The organism is Microbacterium aurum, from assembly GCF_016907815.1.
GTDB lineage: Bacteria > Actinomycetota > Actinomycetes > Actinomycetales > Microbacteriaceae > Microbacterium > Microbacterium aurum.
In genome coordinates, this window is record NZ_JAFBCQ010000001.1 from 1310023 (window position 1) to 1327352 (window position 17330).

Annotated in this window: 15 protein-coding genes; 10 read left to right on the plus strand and 5 right to left on the minus strand. The window is 71.6% G+C overall.

Features of this window, described 5'->3' with window-relative positions:
- Positions 1 to 135 precede the first annotated feature (135 nt).
- From JOD60_RS06585 to JOD60_RS06600, 4 genes are read left to right on the plus strand one after another with little or no spacing between them, the layout of a single operon-like run.
- Entirely contained in the window at positions 136 to 1038 is a 903-nt protein-coding gene (locus JOD60_RS06585; RefSeq protein ID WP_076689652.1) for an ABC transporter ATP-binding protein, read from the plus strand.
- Positions 1035 to 1880 (plus strand): ABC transporter permease, encoded by an 846-nt coding sequence (locus tag JOD60_RS06590; RefSeq protein WP_076689654.1) that lies wholly within the window; start codon positions 1035 to 1037, stop codon positions 1878 to 1880. Before JOD60_RS06585 ends, JOD60_RS06590 begins: the two co-directional genes overlap by 4 nt.
- A 12-nt stretch (positions 1881 to 1892) precedes the next feature.
- Positions 1893 to 3146, plus strand: coding sequence for a sensor histidine kinase (locus tag JOD60_RS06595; protein WP_076689656.1), 1254 nt, complete (start codon positions 1893 to 1895; stop codon positions 3144 to 3146).
- Entirely contained in the window at positions 3143 to 3775 is a 633-nt protein-coding gene (locus tag JOD60_RS06600) for a response regulator (protein ID WP_076689658.1), read from the plus strand. The genes JOD60_RS06595 and JOD60_RS06600 overlap by 4 nt, the downstream gene beginning before the upstream one ends.
- Before the next feature lie 192 nt (positions 3776 to 3967).
- Here the strand turns inward: JOD60_RS06600 and JOD60_RS06605 are convergent, their stop codons facing one another.
- Complete coding sequence (locus tag JOD60_RS06605) at positions 3968 to 5563, minus strand: isocitrate lyase (RefSeq protein ID WP_076689660.1); 1596 nt, start codon at positions 5561 to 5563, stop codon at positions 3968 to 3970.
- A gap of 42 nt (positions 5564 to 5605) precedes the next feature.
- Positions 5606 to 7273: a malate synthase A gene (gene aceB / locus JOD60_RS06610; RefSeq protein ID WP_076689662.1), complete on the minus strand. Its 1668-nt coding sequence runs from the start codon at positions 7271 to 7273 to the stop codon at positions 5606 to 5608.
- 142 nt (positions 7274 to 7415) lie between these two features.
- Between aceB and JOD60_RS06615 the strand changes: the two genes are divergently transcribed.
- From JOD60_RS06615 to JOD60_RS06635, 5 genes are all read left to right on the plus strand, one after another.
- On the plus strand, positions 7416 to 8897 hold the full coding sequence (locus tag JOD60_RS06615) for a helix-turn-helix transcriptional regulator (RefSeq protein ID WP_076689664.1): 1482 nt from the start codon (positions 7416 to 7418) through the stop codon (positions 8895 to 8897).
- A 61-nt stretch (positions 8898 to 8958) separates the two neighbouring features.
- Positions 8959 to 9684, plus strand: a complete 726-nt coding sequence (locus tag JOD60_RS06620; RefSeq protein ID WP_076689666.1) for a VIT1/CCC1 transporter family protein — start codon at positions 8959 to 8961, stop codon at positions 9682 to 9684.
- Between the two features lie 89 nt (positions 9685 to 9773).
- Positions 9774 to 11216, plus strand: coding sequence for a ferredoxin reductase family protein (locus JOD60_RS06625; RefSeq protein WP_076689669.1), 1443 nt, complete (start codon positions 9774 to 9776; stop codon positions 11214 to 11216).
- 18 nt (positions 11217 to 11234) lie between these two features.
- On the plus strand, positions 11235 to 11798 hold the full coding sequence (locus tag JOD60_RS06630; protein ID WP_076689671.1) for an FMN-binding protein: 564 nt from the start codon (positions 11235 to 11237) through the stop codon (positions 11796 to 11798).
- On the plus strand, positions 11795 to 12577 hold the full coding sequence (locus tag JOD60_RS06635) for an FAD:protein FMN transferase (RefSeq protein WP_076689673.1): 783 nt from the start codon (positions 11795 to 11797) through the stop codon (positions 12575 to 12577). Before JOD60_RS06630 ends, JOD60_RS06635 begins: the two co-directional genes overlap by 4 nt.
- 12 nt (positions 12578 to 12589) lie before the next feature.
- Here the strand turns inward: JOD60_RS06635 and JOD60_RS06640 are convergent, their stop codons facing one another.
- The 3 genes from JOD60_RS06640 to JOD60_RS06650 all read right to left on the minus strand — a co-directional run bounded on the left by JOD60_RS06640 (position 12590) and on the right by JOD60_RS06650 (position 15862).
- Positions 12590 to 13555 (minus strand): sensor histidine kinase, encoded by a 966-nt coding sequence (locus JOD60_RS06640; RefSeq protein ID WP_076689675.1) that lies wholly within the window; start codon positions 13553 to 13555, stop codon positions 12590 to 12592.
- Positions 13552 to 14229, minus strand: coding sequence for a response regulator transcription factor (locus JOD60_RS06645; RefSeq protein WP_076689677.1), 678 nt, complete (start codon positions 14227 to 14229; stop codon positions 13552 to 13554). The genes JOD60_RS06640 and JOD60_RS06645 overlap by 4 nt, the downstream gene beginning before the upstream one ends.
- A 91-nt stretch (positions 14230 to 14320) precedes the next feature.
- The gene (locus tag JOD60_RS06650) at positions 14321 to 15862 is read right to left on the minus strand and encodes a helix-turn-helix domain-containing protein (RefSeq protein WP_076689679.1); all 1542 of its coding nucleotides are present in this window, start codon (positions 15860 to 15862) and stop codon (positions 14321 to 14323) included.
- A 100-nt stretch (positions 15863 to 15962) separates the two neighbouring features.
- Between JOD60_RS06650 and gabT the strand changes: the two genes are divergently transcribed.
- A complete protein-coding gene (gabT, locus tag JOD60_RS06655) occupies positions 15963 to 17312 on the plus strand; it encodes a 4-aminobutyrate--2-oxoglutarate transaminase (protein WP_076689681.1) in 1350 nt (449 codons plus the stop codon).
- Positions 17313 to 17330: the final 18 nt, after the last annotated feature.

Below are 17330 nucleotides of genomic sequence, written 5' to 3' on the forward strand. Positions count from 1 at the left end.
CCCCACGTCGTCTCCCTCAGCCTAAACAGTCGGCGACGTCGTGCTGGCCGAACGGCGTCCCTCCCCCGATCGGGGGATGGGCGCTCCGCCGGATGAGGGCTGTCGGCCGGGGCGTGCGGGGCGAACACTGGAACCATGACAGAACCAGCGGTGCGGGTCCGCGACCTGCGCAAGTCCTACGGCGATCGCATGGCCGTGGCCGGGCTCACCTTCGACATCGAGCGCGGCGAGACCTTCGCGCTCCTCGGGCCCAACGGGGCCGGTAAGTCCACGACGATCGAGATCCTCGAGGGGTACCGGCACCGCACGGCGGGAGACGTGAGCGTCCTCGGCGCCGATCCGGGGAGCGCCGACCGCCGCTGGCGGGAGCGCATCGGCATCGTGCTGCAGACGGCGGGACAGGCGGGGGTGTTCACGGTGCGCGAGCAGCTGCGGCAGTTCGCCGGCTACTACCCGCGCCCCCGCGACGTCGACGAGGTCATCGCCGCCGTCGGCCTGACGGCGCAGGCCGGCACCCGCATCGCGAAGCTCTCCGGCGGCCAGCAGCGTCGCGTCGACGTCGCGCTCGGCATCATCGGGCGCCCCGAGCTGCTGTTCCTCGACGAACCCACGACGGGCTTCGACCCGCAGGCCCGGCGGGTGTTCTGGGAACTCATCCGCTCGCTGCAGAGGGACGGCACGACGATCCTGCTCACGACGCACGACCTCGACGAAGCCCCGCAACTCGCCGGCCGCGTCGCCGTCGTCACCCACGGCACACTGTGCGCGATCGGGCCCGTCGATCGCATCGGCGGCGACGACGCCCGCATTCCGCTCGTGACCTGGACGGAAGCCGGCGCCCGTCGAGAGCAGCGCACCACCGAGCCGCTCACCTTCGCCTCCGCGCTCGCCGCGCGCCTCGGCGGCGAGCCGAAGGACCTGCAGATCCGCCGCCCCACCCTCGAGGAGATCTACCTCGGCCTCGTCGCCGCACCCGCGGCATCCGACCTCGCCGGCGTCGCCACGCCCGCCGGTCTCGACGAAAGCAGCCATTCATGAGCACCGCCACCCCGGGCACCACCGCCACCCTCGGCACCACCCTGGCGCTCGGCGCGCACCGCGCCGGCTACGAACTGCGCGGCTACTTCCGCTCCTCCGACACACTCTTCTTCACCTTCCTGTTCCCGGTGCTCATGCTCGGGCTGTTCAGTACGGTGTTCGGCGGCTCGGGCGACATCACGGGCGGCCCGGGCGTGGCCGCGATCTCCGCCGCGCAGCTGTACCTGCCGGGGATGATGGCCGCCGGCCTGCTGCTCTCGGGGTTCCAGAACCTCGCGATCGACATCGCGACCGAGCGCTCCGACGGCACGCTCAAACGGCTCGGCGGCACGCCGCTGTCGCCGGTGTCGTACTTCGCCGGCAAGCTCGGCGAGGTGCTCGTGACGGGGCTGCTGCAGGCGGCGCTGCTGCTGGCCGCGGCCGCGTTCATCTTCCATGTGCCGCTGCCGAGCACCGTCGAGGCGTGGGGGACGTTCGCGTGGGTGTTCCTCCTGGGACTCACGGCGTCGGCACTTCTCGGGATCGCCGTATCGGCCCTGCCCCGCAGCGCCCGCAGCGCGAGCGCGGTCGTCGTTCCCATCGGCCTCGTGCTGCAGTTCGTGTCGGGCGTGTACCTCTTCTTCTGGCTGCTGCCGGACTGGCTGCAGAACCTCGCGAGCGTCTTCCCGCTGGTGTGGATGGCGCGCGGGCTGCGCGCGGTGTTCCTGCCCGCGGAGTACGCGACGCTCGAACCCGGCGGCGAGTGGAACCTCGGCTGGGTCGCGCTCGTGCTGGCCGGGTGGCTGGTGATCGGCGTGATCGTCAGCCGGCTGACGTTCCGCTGGAACCGCCGCGACGCGTAACGTGAGCCGGTGATGACCGTTCCGCCCGCCCCTGGCCCTTCCTCGCGCGCCCTCGTGCCGACGCGTCTGGGGTGGGATGCCGCGGTCATCGCCGTCGTCGGACTGACCCTCGCCCTCGCGTGGCTCGCTGACCCGCCGCAGCCTGCCGGCGGCCTTCTGCTGCTGGCCGGGATCGGGCTGCTCGTCGGCGCGTACCTCGGGTTCTTCCGGCTGTGGCGGCCCGTCCCGGCGGCACGGGCCGAGGCTGGCGGGACGGCGGGGGCGCAACCGGAATGGGCACCGCGGATGTGGGGGTTCGTGGCGGCGGCCGCGGTCGCCCTCACGCTCGCGTGTGCGGCGAGCCCCAACGGCGCCTTCCTGCAAGCGCTCGCCTATCCGGTGCTGTGGACCCTCGCGGTGCGGGTGCGCGACGCCGTGATCGGGTGCGTCGTCATCGGCCTCGCCGTGTGCGTCGGGATGCTGATCTCCACCGGCTCGCTCGTGGCGGCCTCCGCCTCCGGGCTCGTCTCGCTCGGGTTCGCGATCGCGATGGGCCTGTGGATCAGCCGGATCGCGGAGTACGGCGACGAGCGCGCGGCGCTCGTCGACGAGCTCGTCGCGGCGCAGGAGACGGTGCGCGCGCTGAGCGCGGCGCAGGGCGCGTCGGCCGAGCGGGAGCGGCTGGCCCGCGACATCCACGACACCCTCGCGCAGACCCTCGCCGGACTCGTCCTGCTGAGCGAACGGGCCGCCGCGCAGGCGCGCCGCGGCGAACCGGCTGACGCCGCGGCCACGATGGACACCGTCGAGCGCACTGCCCGCGAGGCGCTCGCCGAGGCGCGCGAGATCGTCGCACGGACGGCCGCCGTCCCGGCCGATGCCACGCTCGGTCAGGCGCTGCAGCGGCTCGCCGAGCGGTTCCGCGTCGAGACGGGCCTCGTGGTGCACATCGACGGCACCGAGGCGCTGCCGACCCTCGACCCCGAGACGCAGGTCGTGCTGCTGCGATGCGCGCAGGAGGCGCTCGCGAACGTCCGCAAGCACGCCGCGGCGCGCCGCGCGCGGCTGGAGCTGTCGTCCGATGCCGCGCAGATCGTCCTCACCGTCGCCGACGACGGCCAGGGGTTCGACCCCGCGGCATCCCGCCATGGATTCGGACTGGACGGCATGCGCGAGCGCGTCGCGCTGTCGGGTGGGACGTTCGAGGTCGTCGCGGCGCCGGGGGAGGGCACGCGCGTGACCGTCCGGCTGCCGCTGCGTGAGCGTGCTGCGGAGGTGGACGCGTGATCCGGCTGCTGGTCGTCGACGACCACCCCATCGTGCGCGCCGGACTCGTCGCCGTGCTCGCCGAGGAACCCGGCCTCGAGATCGTCGGTGAGGCCGCCGATGGCGACGAGGCGGTGCGGATCGCTGCCGAGACCCATCCGGACGTCGTTCTGATGGACCTGCGGATGCCGGGCGTCGACGGCGTCGCGGCGACTGCCCGGCTCGCCGCGGGCGAAGCCGGAACCCCCGCGCCGCGGGTGCTCATCCTCACTACCTACGAGACCGACGAGCAGATCCTCGCCGCGGTCGAGGCGGGCGCCGGCGGCTACCTGCTGAAGGCGGCGCCGCGCGCCGAGATCGTCGCCGCGATCCGCTCGGTGGCCGCCGGGCAGAGCGCGCTGTCGCCGCAGGTCGCCGTGCGCCTCGTGGAGCGGATGCGCCGGCCGGCCGCCGAACCCGTGCTGACGCCGCGCGAGCTCGACGTGCTGCGCCGGGTCGCGCAGGGCCGCAGCAACCGGCAGATCGGGGTCGACCTGGGCATCGGCGAGGCGACCGTGAAGACCCACCTGCAGAAGGCGTTCGACAAGCTCGACGCCCCCGACCGCACCCGCGCCGTCACGCGGGCGATGGAGCTCGGCCTGCTGCCCTGACGCCCTCGGCGCGCGACGACCGAGCGCGTGGCTCCGCCGCCCCGCCCCAGGCGATCCGCGCCGCCCCGCGGCCGAACCCTCGCCGCCCCGCGGCCGAACCCTCACCTCCAAGCCGAACCCTCACGGCCAGGCGCGCCTGAGCGTGAGGGTTCGGGTCGGAGACGAGGGTTCGGCGACCGGCTCGGACTGTGATCAGCCGAACTGGTTCATCGTGTTGTCCTTGCCGCCGGCCTTGAGGGCGGCGTCGCCGGCGAAGTACTCCTTGTGGTTGTCGCCGATGTCGCTGCCCGCCATGTTCTGGTGCTTGACCGTCGCGATGCCCTCGCGGATCTCGCGACGCTGCACACCCTTGACGTAGGCGAGCATGCCCTCGTCGCCGAAGTAGCCCTTCGCCAGGTCATCCGTCGACAGCGCGGCCGTGTGGTAGGTCGGCAGCGTGATCAGGTGGTGGAAGATGCCGGCGCGTGCGGAGCCGTCCTTCTGGAACGAGCGGATCTTCTCGTCGGCCAGGCGCGCGAGCTCGGTGTCGTCATAGGCGACGTTCATGAGGTCGGCGCGGTCGTAGGCGGAGACGTCCGCGCCCTCCTCGACGAGAGCGTCGTAGGCCTGCTGGCGGAAGTTCAGCGTCCAGTTGAACGACGGGCTGTTGTTGTAGACGAGCTTCGCGTTGGGGATCTCCTTGCGGATCTGGTCGACCATGCCGGCGATCTGCGCGACGTGCGGCTTCTCGGTCTCGATCCACAGCAGGTCGGCGCCGTGCTGCAGCGACGTGATGCAGTCCAGCACGCATCGCGCCTCGCCGGTGCCGCGTCGGAACTGGTAGAGGTTCGACGCCAGGCGCTTGGGCCGCAGCAGCCGCCCCTCGCGGCGAATGACGACGTCGCCGTCACTCAGGTCGCCCTCGCCGATCTCCTCGACATCGAGGAAGGCGTTGTACTGGTCGCCCAGGTCGCCGGGCTCATGCGAGACGGCGATCTTCTGCGTGAGGCCGGCGCCGAGCGAGTCGGTGCGGGCGACGATGATGCCGTTGTCGATGCCGAGCTCGAGGAACGCGTAGCGGACGGCGTTGATCTTCGCGAGGAAGTCCTCGTGCGGCACCGTGACCTTGCCGTCCTGGTGCCCGCACTGCTTCTCGTCCGACACCTGGTTCTCGATCTGGATCGCGCAGGCGCCCGCCTCGATCATCTTCTTCGCGAGCAGGTACGTCGCCTCGGGGTTTCCGAAGCCGGCGTCGATGTCGGCGATGATCGGCACGACGTGCGTCTCGTAGTTGTCGATCTGCGACTGGATGAACTCGACCGCGGTCTCGTCGCCGGCGAGGCGCGCGGCGTCGAGCTTCGTGAACAGCAGGTCGAGCTCACGGGCATCGGCCTGCCGAAGGAACGTGTAGAGCTCTTCGATGAGCGCGGGGACGGCCGTCTTCTCGTGCATCGACTGGTCGGGGAGGGGACCGAACTCCGAGCGGAGGGCGGCGACCATCCAGCCGGAGAGGTAGAGGTACCGCTTGTTGGTCGACTTCAGGTGCTTTTTGATCGAGATGAGCTTCTGCTGCCCGATGAAGCCGTGCCAGACGCCGAGCGACTGGGTGTACACCGACGAATCGGCGTCGTACTCGGCCATGTCGCGGCGCATGATGTCGGCGGTGTACTGGGCGATCTCGAGCCCGGTGCGGAATCGGTTCTGCGCCCGCATCCGGGCGACGGACTCGGGATCGATGGCGTCCCAGGCAGAGCCGTGCTGCTGCTTCAGGGCGGCGATGGAGCGGATGTCGGTCTCGTAGGCGGTCATGTCACGTCCTTGTTCGATGTGTGCGGGGTGTCGGCGCGCCGCTCAGTCGGCGTCGTCCAGGTAGTCGGCGTACGCCCCGAGCGTCAGGAACGTCGGGAAGTCGTCGCCCAGGGCCACGGTGCGGAAGATCTCCGCGGCGTCGTCGAACCGATCGCCGCTGCTGCGGGGAACTTCGCCGAGCACGCGGGCGATGAGCTCCTCGATGTACTCCCGGGTGATCTTCGTGCCGTCCTCGGTGGAGCGGTCCTGGTGGATCCACTGCCACACCTGTGAGCGGGAGATCTCGGCGGTCGCGGCATCCTCCATCAGGCCGTCGATCGCGACGGCGCCGAGGCCCCGCAGCCACGCCTCGATGTAGCGGATCGCCACCGACACGTTCGCGTAGACGCCGCCGGCCGAGATCGGCAGGCCGATGTGCACGTCGATGAGCTGCGATGCCGTCACCTCCACCTCGGGGCGCTGGCGGTCGATCTGGTTCGGCCGGTCGCCGAGCACCGCGTCGAACTCCGCCTGCGCGACGGGGATGAGGTCGGGGTGAGCCACCCACGTGCCGTCGAAGCCGTCGCCGGCCTCGCGCTTCTTGTCGGCCGACACCTTCTCGAACGCCAGTGCCGTGAGCTCGGGGTCGCGTCGGTTCGGGATGAAGGCGCTCATGCCGCCGATCGCGAAGGCGCCGCGCTTGTGGCAGGTCTTCACGAGCAGCTCGGTGTAGGCCCGCATGAACGGCACCGTCATCGTCACCTGGCTGCGGTCGGGCAGGACGAACCGGGCGCCGCGGCCGCGGTAGTTCTTGATCATCGAGAAGATGTAGTCCCACCGGCCGGCGTTCAGCCCCGCCATGTGGTCGCGCAGCTCGAAGAGGATCTCCTCCATCTCGAAGGCGGCCGGCAGCGTCTCGATCAGCACGGTCGCGCGGATCGTGCCGTGCGCGATGCCGAGGTACTCCTCGCTGAAGCTGAACACGTCGTCCCACAGCCGCGCCTCTTCGGCCGATTCGATCTTCGGCAGGTAGAAGTACGGGCCGACGCCGTTCTCGATCAGCCGCTGCGCGTTGTGGAAGAAGTACAGGCCGTAGTCCACGAGCGAGCCGGATGCCGCGAGCGTGCGCCCGGTGCGGTCGGTGAACTCGATGTGCTTCTCGGTCAGGTGCCAGCCGCGCGGACGCATCACGATCGTCGGTGTGCGCTCGGCGGTGACCTCGTACACCTTGCCCTCGGGGGAGGTGTAGCGCAGCTCGCCGCGGATCGCGTCGCGCAGCGACAGCTGGCCCTCGATGACGTTCTTCCAGGTCGGGCTGGTGGCGTCCTCCTGGTCGGCGAGCCACACCTTCGCCCCCGAGTTCAGGGCGTTGATCGTCATCTTCGGGTCGGTGGGACCCGTGATCTCGACGCGGCGGTCCTCCAGACCCGGGCCGGCACCGGCGACCTGCCAGTCCGCGTCCTCGCGGATGTGGGCGGTGTCGGCGCGGAACTGCGGGTCGTGCCCGTTGCCGATCTCGAACCGGCGGCGCATGCGGTCGGCGAGGCGGTCGTGGCGGCGGCCGGCGAAGCGCGCGTGCAGCTCGGACAGGAACGCGAGCGCGTCGGGCGTGAGGATCTCGTCGTAGCGGTCACGGAGAGGGCCGGTGACGACGATCGCGCTCGTCGGGATCGGCCCCGTCGTGGGGCGGGTGGTCGTTTCGGGCGCGAAGCCCGTGGCGGTGGGTGTCATGGCCCTGTCTCTCTGTGTGTGTGGGTCGGACCCGCGGTGATGCGGGCTGGTGAAACCACTCTGGGTGAATAATCACGGTCCGGATGACCAAATCAATTGTGAAGATTGCACGATCTTCTGCTTCTGTGACACACTTCCGGACATGACGAACGTCGATGTTCACCCTTCGGCAGGCGCCGACCGGGGTGAAGCGGATGCCGATGCGCTGACGATCGGGCGCCGCATCCGCCAGCTCCGCACGGCACGCGGCATGACGCTCGACGAGCTCGCCGCGGCCGTCGAACGGGCGCCCAGCCAACTGTCGATGATCGAGACCGGTAAGCGCGAACCGAAGCTCACGCTCCTGCGCGCGATCGCCCGGGCGCTCGGTGCGACGGTCGATCAGCTGCTCGAGGCTGAGCCTCTCGACGAGCGCGCGACGCTCGAGATCGCGCTCGAGCGCGCGATGAAGGGGCAGACCTTCCGCGCGCTCGGCATCGAGCCGTTCCGAATCGGCAAGGCGATCCCCGACGACGCGCTCCGGGCGCTCCTCGCCCTCCAAGGTGAGATCGAGCGCCTCGGCGATGAGCGCTCGGCGACCCCGGAGGAAGCCCGCCGTGCCAACGTCGAACTGCGCCACCTCATGCGCCGGCAAGACAACTACTTCCCCGACCTCGAGGAGCAGGCCCGCAGCATCCTCACCGCCGTGGGCCATCCGGGTGGACCCCTGACTCAGCGCACGGCATCGGATATCGCCGCCCACCTGGGGTTCTCGCTGCACTACGTCGCTGACCTCCCGGCATCCACACGCAGCGTCGCCGACATCCGCAACGGGCGACTGTACCTCTCCAGCACGGTGCCCGCGAAGGGCGATTCACGCACCGCCGTGCTGCAGGCACTCGCGAGCCGCATCCTCGGGCACAGCGAGCCGCGCTCGTACGCCGAGTTCCTGCGCCAGCGGGTCGAGACGAACTACCTCACGGGCGCTCTGCTCGTCCCCGAGGAGCATGCCGTTCCCGCTCTCGTGGAGGCGAAGTCGCGGCGCGAGCTGTCGATCGAGGACCTGCGCGACACCTACTCGGTCTCGTACGAGACGGCCGCGCACCGGTTCACGAACCTCGCGACGCGGCACCTCGGCATCCCTGTGCATTTCCTCAAGGTGCACGAGTCAGGCACGATCACGAAGGCATACGAGAACGACGACGTGAACTTCCCGTCCGACCGCCTGGGGTCGATCGAGGGGCAGCTGTGCTGTCGGCGCTGGACGAGCCGGGTCGTGTTCGACATCCCCGACAAGTTCAACCCGTACTACCAGTACACCGACACGGGCAATGGGACGTTCTGGTGCACGGCCCGCGTCGAGGGCTCGAGCGAAGGCGCGCACTCGGTCTCGGTGGGGGTGCGCTTCGATGACACCAAGTGGTTCCTCGGGCGTGAGACGACCAACCGCGGCGTCTCACGGCACGCCGTCGAGGTGTGCTGCCGTCGCGCGCCTGCCGAGCTCGAGACGCAGTGGCGCGATCAGGCATGGCCGAACGTGCGCACGCCGCGGACGCTGCTCGCGACTCTGCCGACGGGGTCATTCCCGGGTGTCGACACGACAGACCTGTACGAGTTCCTCGAAGAGCACGCTCCGCGGGCGTGACGGCGCGGAGGGATGCCTCTCCTTGCTAGCGCGGCGGGACCAGCGTGCCTAGCGTGGGACCATGACCACAGAGACCGCCCCCGGCGGGCACGCAGGAGAACCCCATCGGCTGGGCCTGGCCCAGCGTCTGAACTGGCTCCGCGCCGGCGTGCTCGGTGCCAACGACGGCATCGTCTCCACCGCCGCCGTGGTCGTCGGTGTCGCCAGCGCGACCTCGGACGTGCTGCCCGTACTGCTGGCGGGGTCGGCCGCGCTCGTCGGCGGCGCGATCTCGATGGCGCTCGGCGAGTACGTGTCGGTCTCGAGCCAGCGCGACACCGAACGCGCCCTGATCGAGAAGGAACGGCGCGAGCTCGCTGAGGAGCCTGAGGCCGAACTCACCGAGCTCGTCGGCCTGTACGAGCAGCAAGGCCTCTCCCACGCGACCGCCACGGCCGTCGCCACGGAGCTGACGGAGAGGGACGCCCTGAAGGCGCACCTCGCGATCGAGTTGGGAATCGATCAGGACGACGTCGTGAGCCCGTGGCACGCGGCAATGGCATCCGCCGTCGCGTTCTTCACCGGTGCGCTGCTGCCGATGGCGACGATCCTCCTGCTGCCGCATCCGGCCCGGATCGTGGCCACATTCGTGGCGGTGCTGCTGGCGCTCGCCGTCACCGGCTACCTCGCGGCGTGGATCGGCGGCTCGCCGCGCGGCCGCGCGGTCATCCGCACGGTGATCGGCGGCGCGATCGCGCTCGCTGCGACGTTCCTCGTGGGCTCGATCTTCGGGACGGCCGCCGGCTGATCTCGCCGTCTCTGGTGCATCTCCTATGCGAGCGGTGAGAGTCGCGTTTTCTTGGCCTCGTCTGGGAGTGCAGCCACGACGCTCAGGGGATGACCTCACACGCACCCGCCGCGCCGTTCGTCTCCGCCGGAGCCGCTGACCGGACCATCTCGCGGCCCCTCATCCCGCGGGCTCGTGGCACGCGCCGCGCGCAGTGGAACATCGCGGCGACAGCCGTCATCTGGGCGACGAGTCTGTTCGTCGCGGCGCTGTGGGTCGCCGGCGGCGGCGTGCAGAGCCTGCTCGCCGGGGGAGGGGAGACGCTCACGACGCTCGGCCGCATCACGGGACTCGTCTCGGCCAATCTGCTCCTGTACCAGGTGCTCCTGATGGCGCGCGTGCCGCTGTTCGAGCGCGGCTTCGGCCGTGATGCCATCACGCGCATGCATCGCTGGGTCGGCTTCTGGTCGTTCTGGCTGCTCCTCGCGCACATCGTGCTGCTCGTCCTCGGCTACGCCGTCACGGCGGGCGTGAACCCGCTCGCGCAGGCATGGGACTTCGTGTGGAACTACCCCGGGATGCTCCTCGCCACAGCGGGCACGGCACTTCTTGTGATGATCGTCGCGACGAGCATCCGTCGCGCCCGTCGCCGCCTGCGCTACGAGTCCTGGCATCTGCTGCACCTCTACGGCTACCTCGGGGTCGGGCTCGCGATCCCGCACATGCTGTGGACGGGTGCGGACTTCCTGACGTACCCGCTCGCGACCGTCTACTGGTGGACGCTGTGGGCGCTCGTCGCGGCATCCGTCATCGTCTTCCGCGTGGCCGCGCCGCTCTGGCGCTCGTGGCGTCACGACATCCGGGTGCACCAGGTGGTCCGCGACGGCACCTCGGGCGTCGTCGTGCGGATGCGGGGGCGGCGCCTGGAGCGGCTCGGTGCGCGCGGCGGACAGTTCTTCGTCTGGCGCTTCCTGGACGGTGCGGGGTGGACGCGCGGACATCCGCTGTCGCTCGCGACCGACCCGTCGCGCGGTGAACTGGTCGTCGCGGCCAAGATGGTCGGCGACGGCACCCAGCGGCTGGCCTCGCTGCGGCCCGGCACGCGAGTGCTCGTCGAGGGCCCGTTCGGCCACCTGACGGGAGACGTGCGCAAAGGGCGCAAGCTGCTGATGCTCGGGGCCGGAGCCGGCGTCTCCCCGCTGCTGTCGATCCTCGAGTCCGAGCCCTACGCCCCCGGCGAAGCGATCCTCGTGACGCGCGACCACACCGACGAGGATGCGCTACGCACGGATGCCGTCGCCGACCTCGTGCGACGTCGCGGCCTGCGGCACTTCCGGCTCATCGGCCCACGCCTCCCGGAAGGGTCGACCTGGCTCCCCGCCGCGCACGCCGACTGGCGCGGCGCGGACCTCATCCGCCACCTCGCGCCGGACCTCGAGGACTACGACGTGTTCGTGTGCGGTCCGCTGCCCTGGATGTCTGCGGTGCGCGCCGACCTCGACGCCGCAGGCATCCGAGCGGATCGCGTGCACACCGAAGCCTTCACCATCTGACGCCGACAGGAGAAGACCATGAAGAAGATCGCCTACGGCATCCTTGCGACCCTCAGCGGGCTCGTCCTGCTGTTCAGCTACCGCACCTCGCTCGGTGAAGCCGTCGTGGCGTCGCCGGCGTCGGACGGCGCCTCGACGGCCGTCGACTCGGCCGCCGCCACGACGTCGGGCGCGTCGTCCGCCACGAGCACACCGAGCGAGTCGAGCACGCCGAGCGCCACGAGCACGCCGAGCGCCACGAGCACGCCGAGCGCCACGAGCACGCCGACCGAGTCGAACACGTCGGCGTCCACCTCGGCGCTCGCCGATGGCACGTACACGGGATCGGCCGTGAACACCCGCTACGGTCCGGTGCAGGTGCAGATCACCGTGAGCGGCGGCCTCATCACCGATGTGCAGGCCGTGGACTACCCCGACGGCAACGGGCGCGACCGACAGATCAACGCGCGGGCGATCCCCATCCTCGTGTCCGAGACCCTCGACGCGCAGTCCGCCGAGATCGACTTCGTGTCGGGGGCGACGTACACGAGCGACGGCTATCAGCAGTCGCTGCAGTCCGCACTCGACGAGGCCGCGGCATGACCGGGCGCCGCGTCTGGACCGTGCCCTGCATGGGGACGGTGTTCAGCGTCCACCTGACCGGTCGTGTCGACGCCGTGACGGCGGATGCCGCGGTCGCGGGTTTCGCCGCCGAGATCGCCGACATCGAGCGCGTGTTCTCGCCGTTCCAGGATGACTCCGATGTCTCCCGCATCCGTCGCGGTGCCCTCAGCCTCGAGCGGGCGGACCCGCGCGTGCGCGAGGTCGCGGCCGCGTGCGAGGTGGCCCGCGAGGTGACGGAGGGGCGGTTCAGCGGAGCGTGGCGCGGCGGCTTCGATCCGACGGGGTACGTGAAGGGATGGGCCGTGGACCGCGCGGGCGCCCGCCACCTCGAGCCGCTGCTGCAGGATGCGGGTGCCGCGGCGGTCGGTGTGGGGGCGGGGGGCGACGTCCGGGTCTGGACGGCGCCCGAGTCGACCTGGTCGTGGCGCATCGGCATCGCCGACCCGCACCACCCGGGGGCGGTGCTGGCCACGATGGAGGTCAGAGACGGCGCGGTCGCGACGTCGGGCTCAGCCGAGCGCGGCGCGCACATCGTCGACGCACGGACAGGCCTGCCCGCGGTCGGCGTCCGCAGTGCCACGGTCGTCGCCGCCGACCTCGCCACCGCGGATGTCTGGGCGACGGCGGGCGTCGTCGCCGGAATGGCGGATGTGTCCTGGATCGGCGCACCGGGCATCACCGCCGGAATGCTCGTCGCCGAAGACGCCACGGTGCGGCGCTGGACGCACGGCGTCGAGGTATCGATGATCGCCGCGTGACCTCGAGTGCCGTCACGCCCTCGGAAGCGTCAGGAGGAAGGTCGACCCCGCGGGGGAGGAGTGCTCGATGGTGACCGACCCGCCGGCTGCGACGGCGGCCTCCCGGACCAGGGCAAGCCCCAGACCGAAGCCGCGGCGGCGGCCCGCTTCGGGCCCCCTCGCGAAGCGGTCGAAGATGCGCTCCCGGTCGGCGTCGCTCACGCCGGTGCCCGCGTCGGAGACCCGGATCAGCACGTCCCGCGTGTCGGTCTCCGAACCGAGGGTCACGGTCGATCCAGCCGGCGCATGCTGGATGGCGTTGTCGAGGAGGGCGACGCAGACCCGCGTGAGCGTCGTCGGTGCCATCGGCACCGCCATCGTGCCGCCCGCCTCCACCGCGAGCTGCACGTCGGCCGCCTCCGCGAGCGGCGTCACCGTGCGCACCGCGGCGTCGAACGCCGCGACGACCTCGCCCACGTCACCCCTGGCTGCCCCTTCCGCGGCGAGGAGCATGTCGGTGAGGACGTCGTCGAGGACATCCACGTCGGTGCGCAGCGCCGAGATCGTGGGCTCGACCGGATCGCCGCGCTCGTAGCGTCGCTGCAGCGTCTGCACCCGCGCCGAGAGTGCCGTCAGCGGTGTGCGCATCTCGTGACTCGCGTCGGCGACGAACGCGCGCTGCAGGCCGAGCGCATCGGCCAGCGGGCGCACGGAGCGACGCGCGGCGAGCCAGGCGATGGCGGCCAGGAGCACGACCCCGATCGCGCCGAGGGCGATCACCCAGGGCAGGATCCCGTCGAGGTCGACAACGATGCGGTCGCCGTCGAGGCCCGGATGCCTCGTGCCGCCGTGGTGATCGTCCGGGCGGGCCGTGAGCAGCAGCACCGCGACGAGGATGCCGACGCCTGCGGTGATCACGACGGCGGCGCCGATGGCGACGAAGACGCCCACTCGCCGTGCCGCAGTGCGGATCCGAGCCTCGTCCGGCGCCGTGCTCATCGGGCCGCCGCCGCACGATAGCCGACCCCGCGAACGGTCTCGATCGTGTCGGGCGAGGTCTTGCGTCGCACGTAATGGACATAGGTGTCGACGGAGCTGAGGGCGTCGTCCGAGTCGAACACGGCACGCAGGATCTCTTCGCGGCTGAAGACGTGGTCGGGACTCTCCGACAGCAGCGCCAGCAGGCGCGTCTCCGTCGGCGTCAGCGCGACCCGCTCGCCCCCGGGGCCGTAGGCAGCCGAGGCATCCGGCAGGAAGACCCACTCGCCGAGCGAGCGACGTCGCCCGTCCAGACGGTGCCCCCGGACAAGGGCGCGCAGCCGCGCGAGCAGTTCGTCGAAGTCGAACGGCTTGACGAGGTAGTCGTTCGCTCCGGCATCCAGACCCTCGACGCGGTCCGCGACGGCGCCGAGAGCCGTGAGCAGCAGGATCGGTGTCGTGATGTGCGCGGTGCGCACGGCCTCGACGAGCGCGATGCCGTCCAAGTCCGGCAGGCGACGGTCGATGACCATCACGTCGAATCGCTCGGCCAGGGCACGCGCGAGCGCATCGCGCCCGCCGACGACGTGCACGACGTCGTAGACCTCGTCGAGGACGTCGGAGGTCATCACCGCGATCTCGGCGTCGTCCTCGACGTAGAGGACCCGCGCCCGCGGCAGAGCCTGCACAGCCACATCCACTCCTCTTCTCGACGCGTGCGCGTCGCTCAAGCCACTATCCACCCATGCGCGCGCCAAGACGGCGCCAAGAGTTCACCCGGGCCGCTCACGCGGCCGCGACGAGTGCGGCCCACAACTCCGCTCGCGCCGGGAACGACGTCAGGTCGACGGCCAGAAGCTGCTGCGCCTGCGCGATCCGCGCGCGGACGGTGTGGCGGTGCACGCCGAGGGCCTGCGCGGCCTCGTCGATGCGGGCATCGTGCTCGAGCCACGTGCGGACGGTCGCGGTGAGCGTGGTGCCGTGCTGGTCGTCGTGCTCGCGCAGCGGCGCGAGGCGGCGGTCGGCGAGTGCGCGCGCGTGGAGTGTGTCGAGGGCGGCGAGCACGCCGCCGCCGGTCGTGTCTGCGAAGGGCATGACGGTGCCGGATGCCGCGCGTCGCGCCGCCGCGATCGCCTGTGTATGGGCGCGCGAGAACGCGGGGTAGTCGGTCAGATCGGACGCGCCGACGGCGGCATTGAAGAGCGTCGCGAGCTGCGGGAGCGTGTCGCCGTCGCCCCCCGGGATGACGACGACGAGCCCGTCGGAGCTGCGTCCGTAGAAGAGCGCGCCGCGGCGCTCGGCGACGCGCAGCTCGAGCCAGTCGGCCGCGGCATCCGCCCGTGCTGCCGCCACGACGGCGACCGCCACCACGACGGGCGCCGTCGGCAGAGCGCCCCACAGCTCGCGCGAGACGCGACGCGCGAGCGTCGGATCATTCGAGAGCAGCGCATGCAGCAGGCCCGTCCGCAGCGCCCTGCGTGCGCGATCGAGGCCGACGTTCTGCTCGAGGGCGAGCCCCGCCATCGCGATGACGGAGGTGACGACGCTGCGTCCCTCGAGGTCGAGTTCGGCGCCGACGATCGCGAGGAGCCCCCGCAGGTGGCCGCCGCGGCCGAGGGTCTGCAGCGTCACCCGGTGCCCAGCGATCTCCAGGGTCGACGCCGCCCGCGCGCCGCGGCGCAGCACGGCGCCGGCCTCCGCCGCGAGGGCGTCGGCGATGGCGCCGTCGGGGGCGGGGTCGGGCGCTGCGTGTGTCGGGCGGCCGGTCGCGTCGTACAGTCCCACCCAGGCGTCCAGCTGCCGGGCGAGCTCGGCGACCGTCGCGGCGAGCCCGTCGGGGCGGAGCGCGGCGAGCGAGATCGCGCGCTGCGCCGCCAGCGCCCACGTCCGCCGCGCGTACGCCTGCGCGGCGATCGCCTCGGCGTTCGCGCGGGCGAGGGCGATGAAGGGTGTGCGGTACGGGACCTCGAACAGCGGCATCCCCTGGTCGCGGCATGCCTCCGCGAGGGCGGGCGGGATGCCGTCGCGCACCACCTCGGTGCCGAAACCCAGGCCGCGGACGCCGCGGGTACGCAGCCGGGCGACGTAGGCGCTGTACTCCACGGAATCGCCGTCGATGCCGCTCAGCGACGCGAACTGCGTGCCGGTCGTCAGGAGCAGCAGGTCGTCGGCGAGGAAGGGCGTCGGGTCGGCGAGGTCGGAGCTGTGCACCCAGCGCAGCGGAGCATCCAGCGCGTCGGCCGGCAGCGCCGCCTCGTCGGACGCCAGGCGCAGGTCGAGGTCGCGGCGCGCGAGCAGGGCGCGGAGCGTGGGCTGGGGATCCGTCATCGCACCCTCTCGGTCCGGCTGTACACGGCGTATGCCGCCGTGCTGAGAATGTACACCGCGGCGGGTGCTCGCCCGGCATCCGCCGACGTACGCTCGCGCCATGAGCATGACTGACAGCACCGTCCTGGGCGGCCCGACCCTGGCGCAGGAGCGCCGCATCGTCACGACCATCCCGGGCCCGCGCTCGCAGGAACTGCTCGACCGCAAGTCGGCCGCCGTGGCGTCGGGCGTCGCGCACACCGTGCCGATCGAGGCCGTGGCCGCTGGCGGTGGCGTCGTCGTGGATGCCGACGGCAACTCCCTCATCGACCTCGGCAGCGGCATCGCCGTCACGAGCGTCGGCAACGCCCACCCGGCCGTCGTCGCGGCCGTGCAGGCGGCCGTCGCGCAGATGACCCACACCTGCTTCATGATCTCGCCGTACGCGTCATATGTCGCCGTCGCCGAGAGGCTCAACCGCCTGACGCCGGGCGACCACGCCAAGAAGTCGGCGCTGTTCAACTCCGGCGCCGAGGCCGTCGAGAACGCCGTCAAGATCGCGCGCAAGTACACCGGGCGTCAGGCCGTCGTCGCGTTCGATCACGCCTATCACGGCCGCACGAACCTCACGATGGCCCTCACGGCCAAGTCGATGCCGTACAAGAGCGGCTTCGGCCCCTTCGCCTCCGAGGTGTACCGCGCACCGGCGTCGTACCCGTTCCGCGACGGCCGGAGCGGGGCGGATGCCGCGGCCCAGGCGATCTCGCTCATCGAGAAGCAGATCGGGGCCGACAATCTCGCCGCCGTCATCATCGAGCCGATCCAGGGCGAGGGCGGGTTCATCGTCCCGGCCGACGGGTTCCTTTCCGCGATCGTCGACTGGTGCCGCGCGAACGGCGTCGTCTTCATCGCCGACGAGGTGCAGACCGGTTTCGCCCGGACCGGCGCGATGTTCGCGAGCGAGCTGTTCGGCATCGTGCCGGATCTGATCACCACGGCCAAGGGCATCGCGGGGGGGATGCCCTTGGCGGCGGTCACCGGTCGCGCCGAGATCATGGACGCGACCCACGGCGGCGGGCTCGGCGGCACGTACGGGGGCAATCCCGTGGCGTGCGCGGCGGCGATCGCGGCGATCGACGCCTTCGAGAACGACGGCCTCATCGACCGGGCGCGGGAGATCGGGGGGATCCTCCGCGCCCGGCTCGAGTCGCTGCAGGCCGCCGATCCCCGCATCGGCGAGGTCCGGGGGCGCGGCGCGATGATCGCGGTCGAGTTCGTCGACCCCGCCACGAAGGCCCCCGACGCGGCCCTCACGGCCGCCGTCGCCAAGGCGGCGATCGCCGACGGCGTCATCGTGCTGACCTGCGGCACGTACGGCAACGTCATCCGCTTCCTGCCGCCGCTGACGATCGGCGCCGAGCTCCTGCACGAGGGACTCGACGTCGTCGCCGCCGCCCTCGCCGCCCACTGACCCGCCGACATCGGCACC